Raw genomic sequence first — 23,053 nt, forward strand, 5'->3', positions numbered from 1 at the left:
ACCACTCCAGACAAACAACGGCTGTGGGAGATTGATTGAAGCCAAACCTGCCCCGCCGAAGCAGCGGAGCAGGTCGTCAGCAGGCTTACTTGACTACGATGCCCGTACCGCGGCCACGCGGATCAGAGGCGGTTTCGACAGACTTGCCGTTGACCTTGATTGCCTGGATATCGCCGAGCAACCAGCCTTGGTCTTCGATGGTGTAACCCATGGTTTTGAGCTCATCGGCGACCTTGCCAGTCAGAGGCGCATAGGAGTCGAAGTAGATCGTATCTTTGGGGAGCAGCTGGTGATGAACGCGCTGCGCGGCAACCGCTTTGGCAATCGGCATGTTGAAGTCGTAGACGTCGTTGAGCACTTGGAAAATCGAGGTGAAAATCCGCGAACCACCCGGTGTACCTACGACCAGATCGACCTGACCATCGCGAGTCACAATGGTGGGACTCATCGAAGACAGCATGCGCTTGCCGGGTTCGATGGCATTGGCATCAGTACCCAAGACCCCGAAGCCATTCGCGGCGCCTGGCTTGGCGCTGAAGTCGTCCATTTCATCGTTCAGGAGGAAGCCAGCGCCCGCGACCACCACGCCGTTGCCGTAGTCGAAGTTCAACGTGTAGGTGTTGCTGACTGCGTTGCCGTCAGCATCGACGATCGAGAAGTGAGTCGTCTGGTGCGACTCCAGGCCCGGGCGGACGCTTTCTGTCGCAGAGATCGCATCAGGGTTGACCTCCGAGGCGCGCTGCTTGATGTAGGCTGGGTCAATCAGCTTGTCCACGGGCACCTTCGCGAAATCAGGGTCACCCATATAGTTCGCCCGGTCAGCAAACACCCGCTTCTCGATTTCGGCCAAGAGATGGATGTACTTGGCAGAGTTCAGTTCGACGCCTTTGAAGTCAGCTGCGCGCTGCTCCTTGATGCCGATGAGCTGCGCCAACGAGATGCCGCCCGAGCTCGGTAGCGGTGCGGTGTAAAGGGTTTTACCCTGCCAATCGACGCGCATAGGCTCACGCCATTTCGCCTGGTAGCTTTCAAGGTCAGCCGCAGTTATCAGGCCATCGTCCTTCTTCATCTGGGCAACCAGAAGCTTGGCGGTGAAACCTTTGTAGAAGTCGTCGGGCCCGTTTTCGGCGATACGCTCCAACGTCTTGGCCAGCTCAGGCTGCTTGAAATTGGTACCAGCCTTCATGGCGCCGAAATACTCGCCGAAGTTGGTCTTGCCCTTGAACAGCTCATTCACGTTGCTACGGTACTGATATTGCTTTTCCGCCACGGTGAAGCCGTTCCTGGCGTACCCAATAGCCGGGGTCACCAGATCACGCCAAGGTAGCTTGCCGAATCGCTTGTGTGCCTCCCATAGGCCCATGACCGTGCCCGGCACGCCGGAAGCCTTTGCACCAATCACGCTGAGGTTCTCGGTCACCTCACCCTTCTCGTTAAGGTACATGTCTTTCGTGGCCGCCTTGGGCGCAACCTCGCGGTAGTCCAGGAAGTAAGGCTTCCCTTTGACGTACAACGTCATGAAACCACCGCCACCGATGTTTCCTGCTTCTGGGTAAGTCACCGCTAGTGTGAAGGCCGTCGCAACCGCTGCGTCGACTGCGTTGCCGCCTTCCTTGAGCACCTGAGCGGCCACCTTTGCACCGTATTCGTCGGGCGCAGCGACGGCCCCGGCGTCTAAAAGGGAAGCAAATACCGAGTGGCTGGAGACAGCAATGGCAACACCCACAATCAATGGCTTAATGAACAACTTCAAGATCAATTACTCCAGCTTGTATTTTAGTTATATTCAAGCAACACAATTTCGTCACGCAAAACACATATCGCCCTTGCGGCGATAGATTCACCTGCTACAGTTTCGAAGTGCGAGCAGCCATCATGGAAAAGTCAGGAATGCAGTTTCAGAAACATTAAATGGCCATTACCTCCAGATGTTCAAACGGCGACATCGCAGTATCCTAGGATATTCAAGTGGCGTGATAAACCGACTGCAATTCGCTAATGGGTAGCAAAAAATTCTACCTATATTCGTCGCTTCCCCCATCGTCATAGCGTTTCTATCTACTTGCGACGGCGCATGCCTATGGGCGACGTGTTTTTGGGCTCAATTTTCTATCCAACTAGCGAAGCGGGGGCGATGATGGTCTAATGACCACTGCCTTTGAGCGACGCCGACGATCTCGGCGGCAGCTTGAATGCATTGAACAAAAACCATACAGAGCTAATACAGAGAACCTGTAGCTCGTGCCCGAAGCAATGATAATTGCGTTTTACTGCTTATTGGATGTTCCACGTATTAGCCAGGCTAATTCGTGCAGTTGAAAGCCGATGCTTAGTACCAGGAAGGTAGACGCTGGTTTGGGCTTTCAGACTATCCTCTACCGTATGGGTAAACTTTCCATGATCGCAACCGCCAATAATTCTTCCATTGCAGTCGACTCCGTTTGTGGCAAACCTTCCGGAACTCAGAGCATTGAGCGGGCAGCCAGCATCCTGCGGGAAATTGCGTCGTATAACGACCAGGGACTGCGCCTCTCTGATCTATCCTTGCTCCTGAAACTCGAACGCCCGACCATCCACCGGATACTATCCTGCCTGGTGCGCGAAGGCTTGGTCATGCAGGATCCGGTGACCCGGCATTATTTGTTAGGTCATGGACTTTTCGAGCTAGGCTTGACTGCAGCAACCCAGTTCAAGCTTCAGACCCTGTGCCGCCCTTCTATGACCCGCCTGGCAGAGGCCACCGGTGAGATGGCTTTCGTCACTATCAGGAGTGGACGCGATGCCATCTCCATTGAACGCATCGAAGGCGCGCGACCGGTCGATGCACCGTTTATAGAAATTGGCGTTCACCGACCACTGGGCGTCGGCGCGGGAAGCCTGGCCCTCATGATGCTTTTGCCGGACGATGACATTACCCGGCTCTGCGATTTGAATGCAAAGCGTCTCATCAGATACGGCGGACTCTCCACGCCGAAACTGCTGAAAATCATTCGCCAATCTCAGGACATCGGCTACGCGGTGCATGACAGCAGCCTGATCCCTGGATTCTGCGGTGTGGGGATGGTGATCAACGACCATAAAGGCGCCCCACTCTGCGCTCTGAGTGTCACCTTGGTCAGCGAATCGATCTCGACAGAGAAACACCAAGAGATCATCTCACTGCTCCGCCAAGAGTCTCGGACGATCCAGAACCTGATCTACCAATCAGGTGGTTTGGCGCATTAGGTATTTCCCGGCCGACAAAAAAGGCCAGCTTCCGTGGGCTGGCCTTTTTCGTACGACCTTCCAGTGCTACCGGGCGAACTGGGGAGGGACGGCATCCCAGAGCGACTGCTCACCTTCCAATGCAGAGGCTGCACGGAAGATGTCCGCCTCCTTGTTCACCTTCGCGACCATCTGCAAGCCGACGGGCAAGCCTGCAGCAGTAAAGCCTACCGGAACCGACGCCGCGGGCTGTCCAGTCACGTTGAACGGATAGGTGTAATACTGCCAGGTGCAAAGGCCTCGGCCACCAAACTGGGCGGGGACGTCCACTCCGACATCGCAGGCCGCAATCGGAACGGTCGGTGACAGCAGCAAATCGAAGGACTCGAACAGAGCGCTTACCTTCTCCCTGAACGCGTAGCGTGCGAAGACCTTCTCGTAGTAGGAGGTGAAGGATTGTCCCATGGCCGTCTCAAGCACGGCTGAAAGAGCAGGATCCAACAGCTCTTGCGAATCACGCATGGCTCCGGCCAGTCGAGTGCTGATACCGGCATAGAACTCCGACAACCAGATATCGGCGGGGTCGGTTCCAATCCCCTCCTCCAACTGGATGACTTCACAACCCAAACGCTCCAGGATCTTCACAGCGTTTTCGGTGATCCGGACGATCTCAGGGTCGGGCTTCGCAAAGCCCAATGTCGGACTCCAGGCTACACGCATCCCTTTGACCGGAAGCTCGCAAGCCGCCAGGTAGTCCGGGACATCGCTGCTCACCGAGAACGGATCGCGCCGATCAAAACCGGAGAGCACCCCCAGCAGCAATGCGCTATCGCGCACCGTCCTGGCCAGGGGGCCCACATGGGCCAAGGTCGGCGTCGCAGACGTTGGATAGACCGGAACCCGGGCAAACTGAGCCTTGATCCCGACCAACCCTGTGAACGACGCAGGAGTGCGAATCGAGCCACCGCCATCGGTGCCCAGGGCGAAGGGTGTCACACCGGCCGCAACACTGGCAGCAGCCCCGCAACTGGAGCCTCCAGGGGTCTTGTCCAGGCTCCAGGGGTTGCGGGTGACTCCCGTCATGGGTGAATCGCCGACCGCCTTGCAGCCGAACTCACTGGTGGTGGTCGTTCCTATGATGCAAGCACCGGCGGCCTTGATCCGCTCAACGGAGGGGGCATCCGCGGCAGCAATATTGTCAGCCATGACGCGAGACCCAAAGGTTTGCCGCACACCGCCAACTGAGATGAGATCCTTCACCGAAATGGGGAGGCCATGCAGCGGGCCGAGCTTTTCTCCTGCCATGACGGCTTTCTCGGCAGCACGTGCGGCACTCAGGGCAAGCTCGGGGGTTTGGGTCACGAATGCGTTCAGCTGTGGCTCCAGCGACTGCATCCTGTCGATCGCAGCCGTCACAACTTCGACGGGCGAGATCTCTTTGGTCACGATCATGTCACGCAAGTCGAGCGCCGATCGATATGGGTAAGACATACTTAATGCGCCTTTTTCAGATTCAAATCATTCCCAGAGCTCGATCGAGCACCGGTTGCGCTCTCGCGATGCACGCCTCAAACCGATCCTTGATTTTCTTGTGGTCGAGCTGCTTGCCAATGATCACCAGGCGAGTTTCAGCGATACCTCCAGGCCAGGCATCGGCATAGCTCAGAGGACTGAACACGTTCTGGACACCTTGGAGCACCACCGGCCGCCCCACTCCGCTGAAGCTGATCAAGCCCTTGATGCGGTAGAGGTTCGGCCCATACTCCTCCGTCAGGTGAAGGAGGCAGCTCATCAATTCTTGATAATCGACCTCGCGCGAGTCGCGTAGGCTGATGGCAGACACGTCAGTGTGATGATGGGCCTTGTGCGGATGGCAGGAATGGCAGCCAGCGCCGTGCTGCTCGCACGCCTGCGGCTCTACGCTTCCAAGCCAGCCATTGAGGTCGGCATCCTTGGTCGCAGGGTCAAAGAACGATCCACGCAGCAATTCGTCGACATCGATTTCACTGAAGGAGGTGAACTCCTTCGGCGCGAAGGGGTTCAGCTTCGAAACTGCAGCGAGGGCCCGGTCGAATTCGTCATCGCTCGCCAGATCACGCTTGTTCAAAACCACCTTGTCAGCGAGAGCGATCTGGCGCTCAGCCTCAGGACAGTCCCTCAACTGCAGGCCAATGTGCTTGGCGTCTACCAGCGTAACGATGGCATCCAGTCGATAAGTAAGGCTCAGGGACATATCGGTATAGAATGCCTGCGCCAAGGGAGCGGGATTCGCAAGGCCGGTTGTTTCAATCACGATCCGGTCGAAATCGATCTTCGGCTCGACCAAACCCGACTTGCGCATGTACAACTTGTACAGCGACTCGATCAGGTCGTCCTTGCTGGAACAGCAGATGCATCCATTGCTAAGTTCGAGCATGTCGTCCGAAGCGCGGCTGATCAGATCGCCATCGATTCCAATTTCGCCGAACTCGTTGACGATGACTGCCACCCTCTCTTTATTGGGATTAGACAGGATTCGGTTAACCAACGTCGTTTTACCAGCGCCCAGAAACCCAGTGAGAAGGGTTATCGGGATTCGCTGATCCTGATCAATCGAATCATTCATATCATCACCTAACTTGATGTAGAGCGATGAAACTCATCGCCCTGGTGCGGGAACATTCAGTTATTCGTCGAGGACAGCCCAAGCGCGTACCGGCGAGCCACTGCCGTTCTGAATCTTCAGAGGTGGGCCGTAGAACATGAACTCCCCTTTGCCAACCAGTTCTTCGAGGTTCACCAGCCACTCGTAGTGCGTGATGCCCCGATCGCGGCAAACGCGGTGGTTGGGGAAGAGGTTGTGAGACGGCTTGTCGGTGGAGGGGCCCTCCACGCCGTGAAGCTTCGAACCGCGGTCGGCCAACCAGTGGGTAGCCTCGGCGGTCAGGCCAGGGTTAGACCAGACCACCTTGATGTCCGGATAATGGCGCTTGTGCAGACCGGTGTTCAGCAGCACGATGTGGCCATCGACCTTTACACCGGCAGCGTCCTCGGCAGCCTCCAGATCGGCGACATCGATGTCGCCCAGGTCAGGGATGTGGGTCATGTCGAAGCAGACGGCCTTGCCCATGAACATGGACAGTGGCATTTCATCAACCGGAGCCCCCTTCGGGCTGGTGTGATAGAACGCGTCGACGTGGGTCGCAATGTGATCGAGGGTGCTGATGAAAGTTGTTGCGAAAGTCATCGGGTCGCCGGGCACGCCGAGTCCAAGCTCGAGAGACTTTTCGTGAGTAAGATGAGGCGCAACGATGGGCCGCTGAAACAGCTTGTGCGCGGGCATGTTGTCAGAGAGCGTCAGGGTGAGGTCGACAATACGCTGAGTCATAAAGCCTACTTTTTATTTGAGTTGATAGATTCGGCAGTTTTACAATTTCCCGCTTCCTGTACAAAGCCACCCGTTTTCCTAAAAACCTTTCTGACCCAAGTCTTCCAGATGACCGCTAATATCGGCCATATTGAACTCAATGGGCGGGGGCTTTTCCAGTGGGAAAACCTTAACGCTCTCACCCTCGCCCTACAACCATCGGCCGTTACAAAAAAGTCCACATAGTGGAACGTTTTCTCCTGGCACCTTAGTCGTCCATATATCTTCCCGCCCGACGACGCCAAACAGTGCGCCCCAGAGCGTTTTTGTCTATCTCGCTTCAGACCAAATCGCCTGAAAAAGCGCCTTCTTATCACCTATCCAATCGATGCCACTGACCGAAAAGTGACGCGTCCATCATGTGGAACTCTTTGTTTTTCACAGTATTGCAATGGTAGGCGCCTTCGATAAAGCTTGAGTCAGCTCCAGAAACTCCAGCCACCAGGGAGTGCAACTTAACTCTGGTCATGGCGGGTAAGTTTAGAGCGAGCTTTATAGAAACCACATTGATGGAAGCCAATAATGAATAACCATTCGAACAGCGCCAAGGTTGTACTCATTACCGGAGCAGGGATTGGTATCGGTCGCGCCACTGCTGTCGCTTTCGGTGCAAAAGGTTACCGGGTAATCGTCACTGACATTCTTGAGGCAGAAGGTTGCGAGGTGGTTTCGCACATTCGCGAGAATGGCGGGGTTGCCGAATACCACCCACTGAACGTGCGCGATACCGCCGCGTGCGACCAGCTGGTTTCGGACATCGAGAAGAAGTACGGCGCCATCGACACCATCGTCGCCAACGCGGGTATCGCTCACAAAGTCCCGCTCAAAGACCTCACGGACGAAAAGTGGGATCTGACTTTCGACATCGATCTCAAGGGCGTATTCCGCATCATCCGCTCCGCCGTACCAGGCATGAAGAGCAATGGCGGCGGCAATATCATCGCGGTTTCCTCGATCATGGGCGTCGCCTATGGCTGGGATGAGCATGCGCATTACTCCGCGGCGAAATCCGGCGTCGTCGGCCTTGTGCGCGGCCTCGCCGTCGAGCTGGGGCGGCATCAGATTCGAGTCAACGGTATCGCCCCGGGCTTCATCCGCACCGCTCAAGCCCTTTCCGAAGTGCATTCGCTCGGCGCTGCCGGCCTGGACAAGGTCGCAAGTTCCATCCCGCTGGGCCGCGTAGGTGAGCCGGAGGACATGGCTGATGTGATCACGTTCTTGGCCTCGGACAGCGCTCGGTACCTCACTGGCCAAACGATCACCGTCGACGGCGGGCTGGTCATTCAAAGCCACTGACTTCACTGAATGCAGGTTGATGGAGTACCTATCATGAGCAAATTGACCGGTAAGAAAGCCTTGGTTACAGGTGGTGCGCGCGGCATCGGCCAAGCCATCGCGCTTGAGTTCGCCAAAGCAGGCGCTGACGTCGCTATCCTGGATCTACGGGCCGCCGACGCCGAAGCCACTGCGGAGCAAATCTCCGCTCTTGGCGTAAAAGGCTTCGCCGTTGCAGCTGACGTCGGCGAAGAACAGCAGGTTCAAGAGGCCATCGAGAAAGTCATCGTTGAATTCGGCCAGATTGACATCCTCGTTAATAATGCCGGAATTGAGTCCGCCTCCTTCGTCGTCGACATGCCCACCGCCATGTGGGACAAAATGATGTTGATCAACCTTCGAAGCGTGTTCCTGTGCTCGCGTGCGGTGCTGCCTGCGATGCTCGAACGCCAGAACGGCCGCATCATCAACGTGGCCTCGCAACTTGCGCACAAGGGTGCAAAGGAGCTCGCTCACTATGCCGCTGCCAAAGCGGGTGTGATCGGTTTCACTCGCTCTCTGGCCTACGAGGTCGGTGACAAAGGCATCACGGTCAACGCGATCTGCCCGGGCCCAACCAATACCGAACTGTTCCGTAGCCTGCCAGCCACTTTCAGAGAGGCCAAGATTGCCGAACTGCCGATTGGCCGTGTGGCCGAGGTATCTGAAATTGCCCCGTGCGCGGTGTTGCTGGCCTCCGATGAAGGCTCGTACTTCCTGGGCGCCACGATAAATCCGAATGGCGGTGATTACATGATTTAACGATCACGTTGAATTATAAGCGCCACCAGCAATAAGCCTAAACAATAAAATGCTAGTCGTTAGAGCACAGCCTTACTGGGTAAGCTTGGCTTTAGCGGCTATTTATTTCTGCCATAAAAACAATCAGTGCAGAGGTTCAATAAAATGGCTAACCGAGAAAAACCGCTGGGATCAAGCGATTTCAAGCTTGAACCAATACTTCCAAGTGACGTCAAGCGTGCTACCACGGTTGCATTTTTCGCGTGGGTATTCGCGGTCTATGACTTCATTCTCTTTGGCACTTTGATGCCTGAAATTGCGGTTCATTACGACTGGGACTTAACTGAGCAGGCAGAAATTGCAACGCTAACCGCAGCGGGCACGGCGATCATTGCCTTCGCAATTGGCCCAATCCTCGACCGCGGTGGCAGGAAAAGCGGTTTGCTGTTCACCGTTGCCGGCGCTGCGATCTGCTCGGCACTCACCGCTGTTGGCGGGTCGTTGGGTAAATGGCCTCTGGTAATTATTCGCTCGCTTTCGGGCCTGGGCTACGCTGAAGAGACCGTCAACGCCACCTACCTGAACGAACTCTACTCCGCAGCAAATGACCCGCGCCTGAACAAGCGCAAGGGTTTCATTTATAGCCTCGTACAAGGCGGGTGGCCTATCGGTGCATTGCTGGCTGCAGGTCTGACTGCCGTGCTGCTGCCTTTGATCGGCTGGCAAGGCTGCTTCATCTTCGCTGCGTTTCCTGCGATTCTGATTTATTTCATGACTCGCAGACTCAAGGAAAGCCCTCAGTTCCTGCTGCACAAACACGTCAAGAATCTCCGTGAGGCTGGCCAGGAAAATGAAGCTCGCAAGGTTGCCAAGCAGCATGGAATCGATTACGAACAGCATGCTCGGGCGGGTGTTCGTGAAGCATTCCGCGGCGCTTCGCTGAGGCCAACCTTGGTATTAGGTGGCGGCTTCTTGCTGAACTGGGCAGCCATCCAAGTCTTCGGAGTTCTTGGCACCACTGTTCTCACCGAGGTTCACAATGTCTCGTTCCAGAACTCGCTGATCATCCTGGTGCTCTCCAACGTGGTTGGTTACATCGGCTACCTGACCCACGGTTACCTCGGGGACAAGCTTGGTCGACGCAATACGTTGGCACTGGGTTGGATGCTTGGCGGTGTAGCCTTTACTGCCATGCTGTATGGCCCGCACGACCTCTATGTGGTTGTCGGCCTGTATAGCCTGGGGCTTTTCTTCCTCAATGGCCCCTATGCAGCAGCCCTGTTCTTCATCGGCGAAAGCTATCCTACCGCTATCCGCGGAACTGGTAGCGCAATTGTCCACGCAATGGGGCCGATCGGCGCAATCATCGCAGGCTTGGGACTGACCGCAGTGCTGAGCGACGGGGGCAACTGGCAGCATGCTGCCCTCATGTTTGGCGCCCTGCCCTGCTTCATTTCTGGTTTGCTGATTTTCGCAGCACGTCACGTGGATCCGGAAGAGGAGTCCTACAGCGAACCGCTTTCCAATGTGCAGATGGAGGCCAGCTAAGTAACGCGTAAAATCTGCTGCTTCAATCAGCATTTAACACAGGGCGAGATATTGGATCTCGCCTTGTGTTGTTCCCATTTCATATAGTGACACGCCTCGTCCTACCTTCACGCGCTTTGCCTCCTGGCGGCTCTGCCGATCCAACACCCACCCTCTCGCCCGTATCTACACTGACGACAAGCACACGCTTGCCATCCGGCGTTATGTCCACCCGATTGACTAAACTCACCTACCCCAATAACCAGCTGATTGATAGATCGACCTGAGGTAGTCAATGAAGTACCGGACTTTGGCCGGCAGGAAGCGCTGCTGTGGGTAGACCGCCATGATGTCGTAGTCCGGCAAGGCATAGTCATCCAGCACCGTCACCAGCTCACCACTTGCCAGTTCCTTGCGAATCTCCCACGTCGATCGCCACCCAAGTCCGAGGCCCTGGCGCATCCACGAGAACAGCAGCTCTCCGTCGTTGCATGCCATGTTCCCGCTCACCTTCAAAGCGACCGGCTTGCCATCACGCTGGAACGTCCAGCCCCTTTGCTGGCCACCCTGCAGGGTGAAGGCCAGGCAGTTGTGATTCGCCAGCTCCTCAAGGGTTCTGGGCGTTCCGAACTTCGCGAAGTATTCAGGGGTTCCGCAGACGACTCGGTGGTTAGAGAACAGCTTGACCGCAACATAGTTGGGATCGGTGACACCTCCGATGCGGATACTCATGTCGTACCCTTCACTGACCAGGTCAATCACGCTGTCGGTGAGGTTGAAGGCCAGCTTCAGGTGGGGAAACTTGCGGTGAAAATCGAGTGCATGCGGCGCGACATGTAGCCTGCCGAAGGAAGCCGGAGCGGAGACCTGCAGGTTTCCTTTCACCATGGCCCCACTGGCACTGATGTCGGCCTCGATCTCATCGAAGTCCCTCAGTAATCCACGGGCCCGCTCCAGTAACTGCTCTCCGAGTTCAGTTAGATGCAACCCCCTGGTGGAGCGATGCATCAGCTTGACCCCCAGGCGCTTTTCCAGCGAATCCAGCCGTCTTCCCAGCATGGCTGGGGTCACACCCTCACTCATGGCCGCCGCAGCGAAGCTTCCTTTCTGGGCGACCAAGACGAAACTGTGTAACTCCGTATATCTGCCCATTCGATACCCTTTATATCGACAGAAACTATTTTCGAGGCATTCTATCCTAACTCTCACTGTAAGAGACTTGGCTCAACGACAAAAACTATCGATCAGCTCGAAGGAGTTCGTATGGCCAAGATGAGAGCAATTGACGCAGCCGTTCTGGTAATGCGCCGTGAAGGTGTAGATACCGCATTTGGCATCCCAGGGGCTGCCATCAACCCCCTGTACTCGGCTCTGAAGAAATTCGGCGGTATCGACCATGTCCTCGCTCGCCACGTTGAAGGCGCCTCGCACATGGCCGAGGGTTACACCCGCACCAAGGCCGGCAACATCGGCGTGTGCATCGGCACCTCCGGCCCTGCCGGCACCGACATGGTTACCGGTCTCTACAGTGCCTCGGCCGACTCCATCCCAATTCTGTGCATCACCGGCCAAGCGCCACGCGCCCGTATGCACAAGGAAGACTTTCAGGCTGTCGACATCACCAGCATCGTCAAGCCGGTGACCAAGTGGGCGACCACCGTGCTGGAGCCTGGCCAGGTGCCTTACGCCTTCCAGAAAGCGTTTTATGAAATGCGTTCTGGCCGTCCTGGCCCGGTGCTGATCGACCTGCCGTTCGATGTGCAGATGGCTGAAATCGAATTCGACATCGAGGCCTATCAGCCGCTGCCGGTACACAAGCCGGCAGCCAACCGCATCCAGGTTGAGAAGGCTCTGGCCATGCTCGATACTGCCGAGCGACCACTGCTGGTGGCCGGTGGCGGCATTATTAACGCTGATGCCTGCGAAAAACTGGTCGAGTTCGCCGAACTGACCGGCATTCCGGTAATCCCCACCCTGATGGGCTGGGGCATCATCCCGGACGATCACCCACAAATGGTCGGCATGGTGGGCCTGCAAACCTCGCACCGCTACGGCAACGCGACGATGCTCAAGTCCGACGTGGTACTGGGCATCGGTAACCGCTGGGCCAACCGCCACACCGGCTCCGTCGACGTCTATACCGAAGGCCGCCGCTTCATTCACGTTGATATCGAAGGCACTCAGATCGGCCGCGTGTTCACGCCAGACCTTGGCATCGTCTCCGACGCCGGTTCCGCCCTGGACGTGTTTCTGGAAGTGGCTCGTGAATGGAAATCCGCTGGCAAGCTGAAATGCCGCGCTGCCTGGCTGAAGGATTGCCAAGAGCGTAAGGCCAACCTGCAACGCAAGACTCATTTTGACAACGTACCGGTCAAACCTCAGCGCGTGTATGAGGAAATGAACCGGGTGTTCGACAAAGACACCTGCTACGTCAGCACCATTGGTCTCTCGCAGATCGCCGGCGCTCAGTTCCTGCACGTCTACAAGCCACGCCACTGGATCAACTGCGGCCAGGCCGGCCCGCTTGGCTGGACAATCCCGGCTGCATTGGGCGTGGTCAAGGCCGACCCGTCGCGCAAAGTCGTGGCGCTGTCGGGCGACTATGACTTCCAGTTCATGATCGAGGAACTGGCCGTGGGCGCGCAGTTCAACCTGCCGTACGTCCACGTGTTGGTGAACAACTCATATCTGGGCCTGATCCGCCAGTCACAGCGCGGTTTCGAGATGGACTACTGCGTGCAGCTCGCCTTCGAAAACATGAACGCGCCGGAGATCAACGGCTATGGCGTAGATCATGTTGCGGTGGTTGAAGGCCTTGGCTGCAAAGCTATCCGCGTCTTTGAGCCTTTCGAAATTGCCCCCGCCTTGCGCGAAGCTCAGAAAATGGCGGCTGAATTGAGAGTGCCAGTTGTCGTCGAGGTGATTCTTGAGCGCGTTACCAATATATCGATGGGCACCGAAATTAACGCTGTGAATGAGTTTGAGGAGTTGGCACGTGTTGCCGGCGACGCCCCTACCTCAATTCTTCCGCTGAACTGAAGCTGTTACAGACTTAAAGGAGATGTCTATGCCACGCCTAGCAGCCAACCTGTCCATGCTGTTTACCGAACAGGACTTTCTCGCTCGTTTCAAGGCTGCAGCCGACGCTGGCTTCAGCGGGGTCGAGTATCTGTTCCCGTACGACTACAGCGCGTCTGCAATCAAGCAGCAGCTGGACAACAACGGCCTGACACAGGTGCTCTTCAACCTGCCCGCCGGTGATTGGGCTAAAGGCGAACGCGGAATTGCCTGCCATCCTGACCGTGTCGAAGAGTTTCGTTCGGGCGTCGATAAAGCCATCGAGTATGCCAAGGTGCTGGGCAATACCCAGGTCAACTGCCTGGCCGGCATTCGCCAACAGGGCCAAGATTGCGCGATCGTGCGCAAGACCTTCGTCGACAACCTCAAGTATGCCGCCGAGAAACTGCAGGCAGCCGGGATTCGTTTGATTATGGAAATGATCAACACCCGCGACATTCCAGGTTTCTACCTCAATACCACCAAGCAAGCCTTGGTGATCCAAGCTGAGGTCGGTAGCGACAACCTGTTCCTGCAGTACGACATCTACCACATGCAAATCATGGAGGGCGACCTGGCTCGCACCATGGAAGGCAACCTGTCCAGGATCAACCACATTCAACTGGCTGATAACCCCGGCCGGAATGAACCAGGTACGGGTGAGATCAATTACCGCTTTCTTCTCGCGCATCTGGATCGCATTGGTTATCAAGGCTGGATCGGCTGCGAGTACAAGCCACTGACTACTACTGAGGCAGGCCTCGGCTGGCTCAAGAGCCACAACGCACTTTAATTAGCCGGCGCCAAGTCACCAAGACCGTGGCGCCGAAGTTGAACATTGGAAAGAGGCATACTCTCATGGCTAAAATCGGTTTCATCGGCACTGGCATCATGGGCCGCCCAATGGCCCACAACCTGCAGAAAGCAGGACACAGTCTGTTCCTGTCCACCCACTTCGACCCTGCGCCTGCTGACCTGATCGAAGCCGGCGCAGTAGCCTTGGCCACTCCGAAGGAAGTAGCCCAGGAAGCCGAATTCATCATCGTCATGGTACCGGACACCCCCCAGGTAGACAGTGTCCTGTTTGGTGACAACGGCGTGGCCCATGGCGTTGGCCCGAACAAGGTTGTAATCGACATGAGTTCGATCTCTCCAACCGCCACTAAAACCTTCGCCGAAAAAATCAAGGCAACCGGGGCCGCCTACCTGGACGCCCCAGTGTCTGGTGGCGAAGTCGGCGCCAAAGCCGCGACCTTGAGTATCATGGTGGGTGGGGCTGCGCAAGCTTTCGAGCGCACCCTGCCGCTGTTCCAGGCTATGGGCAAGAACATCACGCACGTCGGTGACAACGGCGACGGCCAAACCGCCAAAGTGGCCAACCAGATCATCGTTGCTCTGAACATTCAGGCAGTTGGCGAAGCGCTGCTTTTCGCCGCTAAAAACGGCGCTGATCCGGCCAAGGTGCGTGAGGCGCTTATGGGCGGCTTCGCCTCTTCGAAGATCCTGGAAGTGCACGGCGAGCGAATGATCAAGGGAACCTTCGATCCTGGCTTCCGCATCAACCTGCACCAGAAGGATCTGAATCTGGCCTTACAAGGTGCCAAGGAGCTGGGCATCAACCTCCCCAACACTGCTAACACCCAGCAAGTGTTCAGCACCTGCGTCTCCCTGGGCGGCGGCAACTGGGATCACTCCGCGCTGATTAAAGGCCTGGAGCACATGTCAAACTTCGCGATCCGCGACGAAAAGTGATACTCGGTGCTGATCGTCCACGTTTACGTATGACACGACGATAGCGCGTGGCAACACCGCCTCTTGGCCAGCCTGCACGGAGGCAGGCGAAGGGGCGTTTTTTATGCTGCCGAGTTATCGGGCTGCTGCTTTAAACATAACCCGATTCCATTTGCTCTCTGCGGGGTGATACATGTCAGGTTCCGTCTCGAACAAGCATGGCAAAATCCAGGTCGCTGACCAGGTCGCTGAGCGCATTGAAAAATTGATAGTCGATGGTGTGTTGAAGGTAGGTCAGGCACTTCCTTCAGAGCGACGACTCGTTGAAAAGCTTGGCTGTTCACGCTCCGCGCTTCGTGAGGGGCTGAGGGTTCTCCGTGGACGTGGCATCGTTGACACTGAACATGGACGCGGTTCGTATGTAGCGGACATAAGCAGAGCAGATAATGCCACCCCATTGATGCACCTCTTTAATTCCCAACCGCGCACCTTGTTCGACCTTCTAGAGGTAAGAGCATTGTTAGAGGGTGAATCTGCCCGCTTGGCCGCTCTGCGCGCGACAGATGTCGATCGTTTGCTCATCAAGCGACGATTCGAGGAAATGGTTGCAGCGCATGAAGACTCACAAGTACATGATCCTCGTGAGCATGCCCGGCTCGACCACACCTTTCACCGGGCAATCAGCGAGGCATCCCACAATCCGGTGTTGGTGCACACGCTTGCGCTGCTGAGTGACTTGACGTTGAGCACTGTCTTCACCTCGGTCAACAATCTCTACTGCCGCCCAGCTCAGAAGCGACAAATCGACCGTCAGCACACTCGCCTCTACCACGCCGTCATGGAACAGATGCCGGAGCAAGCTCAGCGCGCTGCTCGCGAGCACATTTACGGTGTTCGTGACAATCTCCAAGAGATCGAGCAAGAGGAATCACGCCTCGTTCGCGCCACTATCCGACTCGAAGGTTGGAGCTAAAACGTCGAGGGGCTACGCGCATCCGCTCAGGTAAACGGAGGGCAGCGCGTGTCCCGCGCTTACCAATCAAAAAATGATTGTTTAACTGAGTGACGGTCTAGCGCTTACGACCTTAAAGGCACTCCGAAAACTGGTACTACCAGTTCCTACCTGCACAAACAATTTCTCTCGACGCATAACCGGAAACCCCGGCTCCTTGACGTCCCTGTACCCGCCTTTAAAAAAAAAGTGGTCATACCAGCTTTCTTGGCTGTCGACTCGATCCGACCGAACGAGCAGTTTAGCGTTGTCTCCGGCCTCGCGAATCAACCCGATTCGCTGAATCACTCCACGCATCACGGCCGGTTCTAACAACAAAAACTGAAATGTGAGCCATATGAACATTCTCTACGACGAGCGCGTCGATGGTGAATTGCCCAGAGTCGACAAGGCACTTTTGCTTTCACAGTTGCACGCGGCACTGCCAGACCTAGAGATCTTGCATACGCAGGAAGATCTAAGGCCTTACGAATGCGACGGCCTCTCTGCCTATCGCGTAGTGCCATTGCTAGTGGTTCTGCCTACGCGCATTGAGCAAGTTCAGACAGTGCTCAAGCTTAGCCATAGCCTAAAAGTCCCAGTGGTAGCTCGCGGCGCTGGTACGGGCTTATCAGGCGGTGCTTTACCTCTTGAACAAGGGATCCTTCTGGTAATGGCTCGCTTCAACAGAATCATTGAAGTGAATCCCGATGGACGATTTGCGAAGGTTCAGCCGGGTGTTCGCAATCTGGCGATCTCCCAGGCGGCAGCTCCCTATGGCATGTATTACGCACCCGATCCTTCCTCTCAAATCGCTTGCTCTATCGGCGGCAATGTTGCGGAAAATGCTGGAGGGGTGCACTGCTTGAAATACGGACTGACCGTGCACAACCTACTGAAAGTCGAGATCCTTACAGCTGAGGGTGAGCATATGACCTTGGGTAGCGATGCCCTGGACTCTCCCGGTTTCGACTTACTGGCACTTTTCACAGGCTCCGAAGGCATGCTTGGCATCGTCACCGAGGTAACAGTCAAGCTTCTTCCCAAGCCGCAAGTTGCACGCGTGTTATTGGCCAGCTTCGATTCGGTGTTGAAGGCAGGCCAAGCAGTCGGAGACATCATCGCGGCCGGCATCATCCCAGGTGGCCTGGAGATGATGGACAACCTCTCAATACGCGCGACCGAAGACTTCATCCATGCTGGTTACCCGGTAGATGCTGCCGCCATTCTCCTATGTGAACTTGACGGGGTAGAAGCTGACGTCCAGGACGACTGTGACCGAGTGGAGGAAGTGCTCAAGCTTGCCGGTGCAACTGAGGTGCGTTTGGCTCGCGACGAAGCCGAGCGCGTGCGGTTCTGGGCCGGACGCAAGAACGCTTTCCCGGCGGTAGGCCGAATCTCTCCAGACTACTACTGCATGGACGGCACAATCCCACGCCGAGAGCTGCCCGGGGTGCTCACTGGGATAGAAAAGCTTTCTGACGAATACGGTCTGCGCGTGGCAAATGTCTTCCACGCAGGAGACGGCAACATGCACCCACTGATCCTCTTCGATGCCAACCAACCTGGCGAACTGGAGCGTGCTGAAGCATTGGGCGGCAAGATCCTTGAGCTGTGCGTGGCAGTCGGCGGAAGTATCACCGGCGAGCACGGCGTAGGGCGCGAAAAGATCAACCAGATGTGTGCTCAGTTCAGCAGCGACGAGTTGACGCTTTTCCATGCGGTGAAAAGAGCCTTTGATCCGAACGGTCTGCTGAACCCAGGCAAGAACATACCGACGCTGCACCGCTGCGCTGAGTTCGGATCCATGCACATACATCACGGCAAGCTGCCTTTTCCTGAACTGGAGCGCTTCTAATGCGATACGACCATGACAACAGCGCCGCATTGCTGGAACAGGTTAATTACGCTCTAAACGAACGTATCCCATTGCGTATCCAGGGTGGTAACAGCAAGGCCATGTTGGGCCGTCGCGTATCAGGAGAGGTGCTGGACACCCGTAGCCATCGCGGAATCGTCAGTTACGATCCGACTGAACTGGTGATAACTGCACGTGCAGGAACACCGCTGGCAGAAATCGAAGCAGCGCTCGACGTTTCTGGGCAAATGCTCCCCTTCGAACCGCCACATTTAGGCGCGGACGCAACCCTGGGAGGTATGGTTGCCAGCGGTTTGTCCGGGCCAAGGCGCCCGTGGGCAGGCTCCGTTCGTGATTACGTATTAGGTACCCGTGTGATTACGGGACACGGCAAGCTACTTCGCTTTGGTGGTGAGGTGATGAAAAACGTCGCCGGCTACGATTTGTCACGCTTGATGGCGGGAAGCTTCGGATGTTTGGGACTGCTTACGGAGGTATCTCTCAAAGTTCTGCCAAAGCCTCGTCAGTGCGTCAGCTTGTATCTGGAGATGGATACTCACCAAGCCCTTGGTAAGCTCGCGCAATGGGGCCAACAACCCATCCCGATAAGCGCGGCCTGCCATGACGGCAACCTTCTTCACCTGCGTCTGGAAGGTGGTGAAGGATCGGTTCAATCCGCCTGCCAACGCCTCGGTGGAGAAGCATTGGACAGTCGCTACTGGAAAGAACTGCGCGAGCAACGGCTCGCCTTCTTCACGACTCCAGAGCCACTTTGGCGACTGTCACTTCCGATCAATGCAGCACCAGTCGATCTGCCAGGTAAGCAGTTGGTGGACTGGGGCGGCGCTCAACGTTGGCTGAAGTCCGATGCACCGTCCGAGGTGATTCGTGACGCTGCCGCCAGTGTTGGCGGCCACGCAACCCTCCTTGCAGTGGACGAGTCTTCTTTTGCGCCATTGACAGCGCCGCTCCTGCGTTACCACCAAAACCTCAAGAAGCAGCTTGATCCCCTGAGCATCTTCAACCCTGGCCGTATGTACGCGGAAGTCTGAGAGCGAGCTATGCAAACCAACCTGAGCGAACAAGCAAAACGTCTTCCGCGCGCCGAAGAGGCTGAGCGTATTCTGCGCTCATGCGTACATTGCGGATTCTGCACTGCGACTTGTCCTACCTATCAGTTACTGGGCGATGAGTTGGATGGGCCTCGTGGGCGAATTTACCTGATCAAACAAGTACTCGAAGGTCAGGAGGTTACTGCCAAAACCCAGCAGCACCTCGACCGCTGCCTTACCTGCCGTAACTGCGAAACCACTTGCCCCTCCGGTGTGCAGTATCACAACTTGCTTGATATTGGTCGCGCAGTCGTCGAGGAGCAGGTACCACGCTCTTTCGGTGAGCGTATGCTGCGCGAAGGTCTTCGAGCGGTCATCCCGCGACCTGCAGTGTTCAAGGCTCTTACCAAGGCCGGAAATGCGTTTCGTCCGCTGCTGCCAGCAATGCTGAAGGCCAAACTGCCAGGTCACCCTCATCCAGCCAAGCCACGCCCGGAGGTACGCCACTCACGTAGGGTGCTGATGCTAGAAGGTTGTGTGCAACCAACCCTTTCACCTAATACCAATGCAGCAGCCGCACGTGTGCTGGATCGATTGGCTATCTCTGTGGTACCTGCAAGGGAGGCCGGCTGCTGTGGCGCCGTCGACTACCACCTCAACGCCCAGGAAAAAGGACTTGAGCGAGCGAAGCGCAATATCGATGCGTGGTGGCCGGCCATTGAGGAAGGTGTGGAGGCCATCGTTCAGACAGCCAGCGGATGCGGAGCCTTCGTACGTGATTATGGTCACCTGCTCAAAAACGATCCGTCCTATTCAGAGAAGGCCGAGCGTGTCAGCGCATTGGCGAAAGATCTAGCAGAAGTTATTCGGGCTGAACCGCTAGAAAACCTCGGTATCCAGGCTGAACGGCGCCTGGCATTCCATTGCCCTTGCACACTACAGCACGCCCAAAAACTCGGTGGAGCGGTTGAGGGTGTACTCAGCCGACTCGGCTTCAGTCTCACCACCGTCCCAGACAGTCACCTGTGTTGTGGTTCGGCGGGAACTTACTCAATTACCCAACCCGAGCTATCCCGCCAATTGCGCGACAACAAACTCAATGCATTGGAGAGCGGAAATCCTGAAGTAATCGTTACTGCCAACATCGGCTGCCAGACCCATCTAGACGGTGCCGGGCGTACACCCGTTCGGCACTGGGTCGAGCTTGTGGAAGAAGCACTCATCTAGGAGAAGAACATGCATGCAAAGCTGTACTCGAGAGCTCAGAAGTGACCCGCATTTACGAGGATATGGTCAACAAAGGGCGTACCGCATTTGTCACCGCCCCACTGGTGACCTCGCTTGAGGGAGGGATGCCGGTGGTGCAGGAGATATAAACGTGACGTGAGACAGCTGTGCCAGTGAAGTTCTAAATCCAGCCAGAAACGCCCTTCGCAGGAGATAATCATGGAACATGCATATCCGCAAGATCGTGGCCCGGCCATGTCCGCTGAACCGGTTGATGGCACGACTCGCAATCCGATTCTCGAAAACCCACAGTTTCGTGCTTTGGTCAAACAGCGACGAATATTTTCGTGGTGCATGACTGCTCTTATGCTGGCGGTGTATTTCGGTTTTATTCTTTCTCTAGCCTTTATACCTGCCCACTTAGGCACACCGATCACCGTAGGCCAGCCTATGACTTGGGGTGTGCCTATTGGCTTCGGAATGCTCGCCTTTACGATTCTTATCGTGGCTGTCTATGTATGGCGCACGAACACCTGCTACGACCCAAAAATAAAAACAATCATCAGGAGCTTCGACAAATGAAGCGTCTACTTCTCGCACTCTCAGCCATCCTTGCGTCAGTTGCAGTGTACGCGGCCGACGTCCCTGTCGCAGTGCACGAGCATAATCCCATTGCCATTGGCATGTTTTTAGCTTTCGTTATTTTCACTCTGTTCGTCACGCGGTGGGCGGCACGTAAAAATAATAGCGTTGCCGATCACTACGCAGCGGGCGGGAAGATTACCGGCTTTCAAAATGGCTGGGCTATCGCAGGAGATTATATGTCCGCAGCGTCTTTGCTGGGCATCTCCGCATTGGTTTTTACCAGTGGTTTCGATGGGCTTATCTACTCAATCGGCTTCCTTGCGAGCTGGCCGATTATCCTGTTCCTCATTGCGGAACCATTGCGCAATCTTGGGCGCTATACTTTGGCGGACGTACTGTCCTATAGGCTGAAGCAAAGACCAATACGAGCTTTTTCGGCGTCCAGTTCTATCGTGATTGTTCTGCTTTACCTGGTTTCTCAGCTGGTAGGCGCTGGGAAATTGGTGGAGTTGCTGTTCGGCTTCGATTACACCGCAGCGGTGCTTCTCGTGGGCACGTTAATGGTTATCTATGTTTTCTTTGGTGGGATGTTGGCAACCACCTGGATTCAGATTATCAAGGCGGTGTTACTGCTGACCGGCTGCCTCTTCATGGCCTTCATGGTGTTGTCCCAGTTCGGATACAGCTTGAATCAACTGTTCACTCAAGCTACCGAAGTGCATCCATCCCATATGGCAATCATGAGCCCAGGAGGCTTGATTACGGATCCGGTGTCTGCCATTTCGCTAGGATTGGCGCTGGTCTTCGGCACGGCAGGTCTCCCACATATCCTCATGCGGTTCTTCACCGTCGGTAACGTTAAGGCGGCGCGCCAAAGTATTCTGTATGCCACTGGTCTTGTCGGCATAGGCTATGCGCTGATCGTTATCATCGGCTTCGGTACCATTGCCCTGGTTGCCAGCAACCCTGCCTATCACGATGCATCAGGTGGAATCTTGGGTGGCGTTAACATGGTTGCGATTCACCTTGCGCAGAACGTTGGCGGTAACGTCTTCCTTGGGTTTATGTGTGCGGTATCGTTCTCGACGATATTGGCGGTAGTGGCAGGGCTAACCCTTGCAGGTTCTTCTGCGGTTTCTCATGACCTCTATGCTCATGCGTTATGCCGCGGCACGGCCAGCGATCGTAATGAAATGCGCGTATCGCGTGTTACAACCATTGTTATGGGGGTGCTGTCGATTCTTTTAGCGATTGCATTTGAGAAGCAAAATATCGCATTTATCGTAAGTCTCACCTTTTCCATCGCGGCAAGTTCCAATTTTCCAGTACTGTTGTTGTCTATTTACTGGAAAGGTTTGACGACGCGCGGTGCCGTGATTGGGGGATCGCTGGGCCTTGTATCTGCAATCACCCTATGCGTACTCAGTCCAACGGTATGGGTCAAGATACTTCATCATCAACAAGCCTGGTTTCCGTACGAATATCCAGCCCTGTTCTCTATGGTCGTCGCATTTATCGGTATCTTTTGGTTCTCCATTACCGATCGCTCCGCCAGTGCCGTGCGTGAACGCAGCCTTTTCGATAATCAGTTAGTCGATTCTGAACTGGGTGCGCCGACAACCTGGAAGGCGCAGTTGAAAGGTGAGTAACAAGTTGTTTTGATTGTGAGCCGCTTCCATAGAAGCCTCCCGACCAATAACTGCATGGTGCTGTCGCTTTCACACACTGCAATCGGCCTGTTTGGCTTGGCCGGCGTCGCCGGTGCCCTTGCTGCCAGAAGAGCCGGTCGCTGGGCCGATCAAGGTCTGGGGCAACGAGTTACCGGCATTTCGCTGGGGCTCCTGACGCTTTCCTGGCTGCCCATCACTGCTGCCGAGACGTCCCTGATCGCGCTGGTCTGCGGCGTGGTCCTGCTCGACTTCGCGGTGCAGGCCGTACACGTCACCAACCAGAGCATCATTTTCGCTGCACGACCCGACGCTCAAAGTCGCATAGGTAGCGCGCAGGGAGCCGCCGCCGCGCCCCAGATTTATGCGCTCTGGGGCTGGATGGCAGTAAGTCTGCTGGGCGCCTTGATCAGCGCTACTGCCCTGGTTCTGTGGTTTCTCACGTTTCATTTCTCAACGCCCCATCAAGGAAGATCACCCTGAAAGCCAGGCACCGATCAACGAAGGGCCGAGTTCCACGCCCCCCCATCTCGCTGCTGCTCGGAGCAGGACATCACAAGTCTTCCTCAGTCAGCGAATTTTACTTCTCGATACACCGATACAAACGTATCTTTGAAACGGAGGGCTACAAGGCTGTTTGAACCTGCTGGCCCAATGACTTCAGTCTGTCTTTCTCCAGATCGATGTCACGCT

The 23,053-nt window shown here is 56.0% G+C and carries 18 protein-coding genes and 1 pseudogene; 14 read left to right on the top strand and 5 right to left on the bottom strand.

All coding sequences use genetic code 11. The features are described from left to right. Positions 1–85 precede the first annotated feature (85 nt). Entirely contained in the window at positions 86–1,753 is a 1,668-nt protein-coding gene (gene ggt / locus GUY40_RS01110) for a gamma-glutamyltransferase (protein WP_166567085.1), read from the bottom strand. Positions 1,754–2,355: 602 nt separating this feature from the next. Here ggt and GUY40_RS01115 point away from each other — a divergent pair. Further along, positions 2,356–3,225, top strand: coding sequence for an IclR family transcriptional regulator (locus tag GUY40_RS01115; RefSeq protein WP_166567086.1), 870 nt, complete (start codon positions 2,356–2,358; stop codon positions 3,223–3,225). Between the two features lie 66 nt (positions 3,226–3,291). Here the strand turns inward: GUY40_RS01115 and GUY40_RS01120 are convergent, their stop codons facing one another. From GUY40_RS01120 to GUY40_RS01130, 3 genes are read right to left on the bottom strand one after another with little or no spacing between them, the layout of a single operon-like run. Then, positions 3,292–4,695, bottom strand: a complete 1,404-nt coding sequence (locus GUY40_RS01120; protein WP_166567087.1) for an amidase — start codon at positions 4,693–4,695, stop codon at positions 3,292–3,294. 22 nt (positions 4,696–4,717) lie between these two features. Continuing rightward, positions 4,718–5,809, bottom strand: a complete 1,092-nt coding sequence (locus tag GUY40_RS01125) for a GTP-binding protein (RefSeq protein ID WP_166567088.1) — start codon at positions 5,807–5,809, stop codon at positions 4,718–4,720. A gap of 60 nt (positions 5,810–5,869) precedes the next feature. Next, positions 5,870–6,571, bottom strand: coding sequence for a cyclase family protein (locus GUY40_RS01130; RefSeq protein ID WP_166567089.1), 702 nt, complete (start codon positions 6,569–6,571; stop codon positions 5,870–5,872). A 561-nt stretch (positions 6,572–7,132) separates the two neighbouring features. Here GUY40_RS01130 and GUY40_RS01135 point away from each other — a divergent pair. The 3 genes from GUY40_RS01135 to GUY40_RS01145 all read left to right on the top strand — a co-directional run bounded on the left by GUY40_RS01135 (position 7,133) and on the right by GUY40_RS01145 (position 10,213). Next, positions 7,133–7,906, top strand: coding sequence for an SDR family NAD(P)-dependent oxidoreductase (locus GUY40_RS01135; protein WP_166567090.1), 774 nt, complete (start codon positions 7,133–7,135; stop codon positions 7,904–7,906). A gap of 33 nt (positions 7,907–7,939) precedes the next feature. Next, a complete protein-coding gene (locus GUY40_RS01140; protein WP_166567091.1) occupies positions 7,940–8,686 on the top strand; it encodes an SDR family NAD(P)-dependent oxidoreductase in 747 nt (248 codons plus the stop codon). 144 nt (positions 8,687–8,830) lie between these two features. Beyond that, a complete protein-coding gene (locus GUY40_RS01145) occupies positions 8,831–10,213 on the top strand; it encodes an MFS transporter (RefSeq protein WP_166567092.1) in 1,383 nt (460 codons plus the stop codon). Positions 10,214–10,438: 225 nt separating this feature from the next. Here the strand turns inward: GUY40_RS01145 and GUY40_RS01150 are convergent, their stop codons facing one another. Beyond that, positions 10,439–11,344: a LysR family transcriptional regulator gene (locus tag GUY40_RS01150; RefSeq protein ID WP_166567093.1), complete on the bottom strand. Its 906-nt coding sequence runs from the start codon at positions 11,342–11,344 to the stop codon at positions 10,439–10,441. Between the two features lie 111 nt (positions 11,345–11,455). On the opposite strand from GUY40_RS01150, the gene gcl reads away from it, so the two are divergent. From gcl to GUY40_RS28115, 10 genes and pseudogenes are all read left to right on the top strand, one after another. Continuing rightward, positions 11,456–13,231 carry a glyoxylate carboligase gene (gene gcl / locus GUY40_RS01155; protein WP_166567094.1) on the top strand — a complete coding sequence of 592 codons (1,776 nt, stop codon included), beginning with the start codon at positions 11,456–11,458 and terminating at the stop codon, positions 13,229–13,231. 28 nt (positions 13,232–13,259) lie between these two features. Continuing rightward, positions 13,260–14,042: a hydroxypyruvate isomerase gene (gene hyi / locus GUY40_RS01160; protein WP_166567095.1), complete on the top strand. Its 783-nt coding sequence runs from the start codon at positions 13,260–13,262 to the stop codon at positions 14,040–14,042. A 65-nt stretch (positions 14,043–14,107) separates the two neighbouring features. Further along, complete coding sequence (locus tag GUY40_RS01165; RefSeq protein ID WP_166567096.1) at positions 14,108–15,001, top strand: 2-hydroxy-3-oxopropionate reductase; 894 nt, start codon at positions 14,108–14,110, stop codon at positions 14,999–15,001. A gap of 172 nt (positions 15,002–15,173) precedes the next feature. Further along, positions 15,174–15,953 (top strand): transcriptional regulator GlcC, encoded by a 780-nt coding sequence (gene glcC / locus GUY40_RS01170; protein WP_166567097.1) that lies wholly within the window; start codon positions 15,174–15,176, stop codon positions 15,951–15,953. A 376-nt stretch (positions 15,954–16,329) separates the two neighbouring features. After that, complete coding sequence (gene glcD, locus GUY40_RS01175; RefSeq protein WP_166567098.1) at positions 16,330–17,829, top strand: glycolate oxidase subunit GlcD; 1,500 nt, start codon at positions 16,330–16,332, stop codon at positions 17,827–17,829. Continuing rightward, positions 17,829–18,881 (top strand): glycolate oxidase subunit GlcE, encoded by a 1,053-nt coding sequence (gene glcE, locus GUY40_RS01180; protein ID WP_166567099.1) that lies wholly within the window; start codon positions 17,829–17,831, stop codon positions 18,879–18,881. Before glcD ends, glcE begins: the two co-directional genes overlap by 1 nt. A 9-nt stretch (positions 18,882–18,890) precedes the next feature. Then, positions 18,891–20,108, top strand: coding sequence for a glycolate oxidase subunit GlcF (glcF, locus tag GUY40_RS01185; RefSeq protein WP_166567100.1), 1,218 nt, complete (start codon positions 18,891–18,893; stop codon positions 20,106–20,108). Positions 20,109–20,327: 219 nt separating this feature from the next. Then, positions 20,328–20,690 carry a DUF485 domain-containing protein gene (locus tag GUY40_RS01190; protein ID WP_166567101.1) on the top strand — a complete coding sequence of 121 codons (363 nt, stop codon included), beginning with the start codon at positions 20,328–20,330 and terminating at the stop codon, positions 20,688–20,690. Next, positions 20,687–22,342 carry a cation acetate symporter gene (locus tag GUY40_RS01195; RefSeq protein ID WP_166567102.1) on the top strand — a complete coding sequence of 552 codons (1,656 nt, stop codon included), beginning with the start codon at positions 20,687–20,689 and terminating at the stop codon, positions 22,340–22,342. Before GUY40_RS01190 ends, GUY40_RS01195 begins: the two co-directional genes overlap by 4 nt. A gap of 60 nt (positions 22,343–22,402) precedes the next feature. Beyond that, a pseudogene (locus GUY40_RS28115) lies at positions 22,403–22,843 on the top strand (MFS transporter); the annotation flags it as partial. Between the last annotated feature and the right edge of the window lie 210 nt (positions 22,844–23,053).

Source organism: Pseudomonas sp. R5(2019) (assembly GCF_009905435.1).
In the GTDB taxonomy this organism is placed as follows: domain Bacteria; phylum Pseudomonadota; class Gammaproteobacteria; order Pseudomonadales; family Pseudomonadaceae; genus Aquipseudomonas.

Excerpts from the sequence above, each read along its gene's own strand:
- gcl (WP_166567094.1), top strand. The coding sequence starts at position 11,456 with ATGGCCAAGATGAGAGCAATTGACGCAGCCGTTCTGGTAATGCGCCGT.
- GUY40_RS01135 (WP_166567090.1), top strand. The coding sequence starts at position 7,133 with ATGAATAACCATTCGAACAGCGCCAAGGTTGTACTCATTACCGGAGCA.
- GUY40_RS01125 (WP_166567088.1), bottom strand. The coding sequence starts at position 5,809 with ATGAATGATTCGATTGATCAGGATCAGCGAATCCCGATAACCCTTCTC.
- glcF (WP_166567100.1), top strand. The coding sequence starts at position 18,891 with ATGCAAACCAACCTGAGCGAACAAGCAAAACGTCTTCCGCGCGCCGAA.
- hyi (WP_166567095.1), top strand. The coding sequence starts at position 13,260 with ATGCCACGCCTAGCAGCCAACCTGTCCATGCTGTTTACCGAACAGGAC.
- GUY40_RS01165 (WP_166567096.1), top strand. The coding sequence starts at position 14,108 with ATGGCTAAAATCGGTTTCATCGGCACTGGCATCATGGGCCGCCCAATG.
- glcC (WP_166567097.1), top strand. The coding sequence starts at position 15,174 with ATGTCAGGTTCCGTCTCGAACAAGCATGGCAAAATCCAGGTCGCTGAC.
- GUY40_RS01150 (WP_166567093.1), bottom strand. The coding sequence starts at position 11,344 with ATGGGCAGATATACGGAGTTACACAGTTTCGTCTTGGTCGCCCAGAAA.
- GUY40_RS01195 (WP_166567102.1), top strand. The coding sequence starts at position 20,687 with ATGAAGCGTCTACTTCTCGCACTCTCAGCCATCCTTGCGTCAGTTGCA.
- GUY40_RS01190 (WP_166567101.1), top strand. The coding sequence starts at position 20,328 with ATGGAACATGCATATCCGCAAGATCGTGGCCCGGCCATGTCCGCTGAA.
- glcD (WP_166567098.1), top strand. The coding sequence starts at position 16,330 with ATGAACATTCTCTACGACGAGCGCGTCGATGGTGAATTGCCCAGAGTC.
- GUY40_RS01130 (WP_166567089.1), bottom strand. The coding sequence starts at position 6,571 with ATGACTCAGCGTATTGTCGACCTCACCCTGACGCTCTCTGACAACATG.
- glcE (WP_166567099.1), top strand. The coding sequence starts at position 17,829 with ATGCGATACGACCATGACAACAGCGCCGCATTGCTGGAACAGGTTAAT.
- GUY40_RS01145 (WP_166567092.1), top strand. The coding sequence starts at position 8,831 with ATGGCTAACCGAGAAAAACCGCTGGGATCAAGCGATTTCAAGCTTGAA.
- GUY40_RS01120 (WP_166567087.1), bottom strand. The coding sequence starts at position 4,695 with ATGTCTTACCCATATCGATCGGCGCTCGACTTGCGTGACATGATCGTG.
- GUY40_RS01140 (WP_166567091.1), top strand. The coding sequence starts at position 7,940 with ATGAGCAAATTGACCGGTAAGAAAGCCTTGGTTACAGGTGGTGCGCGC.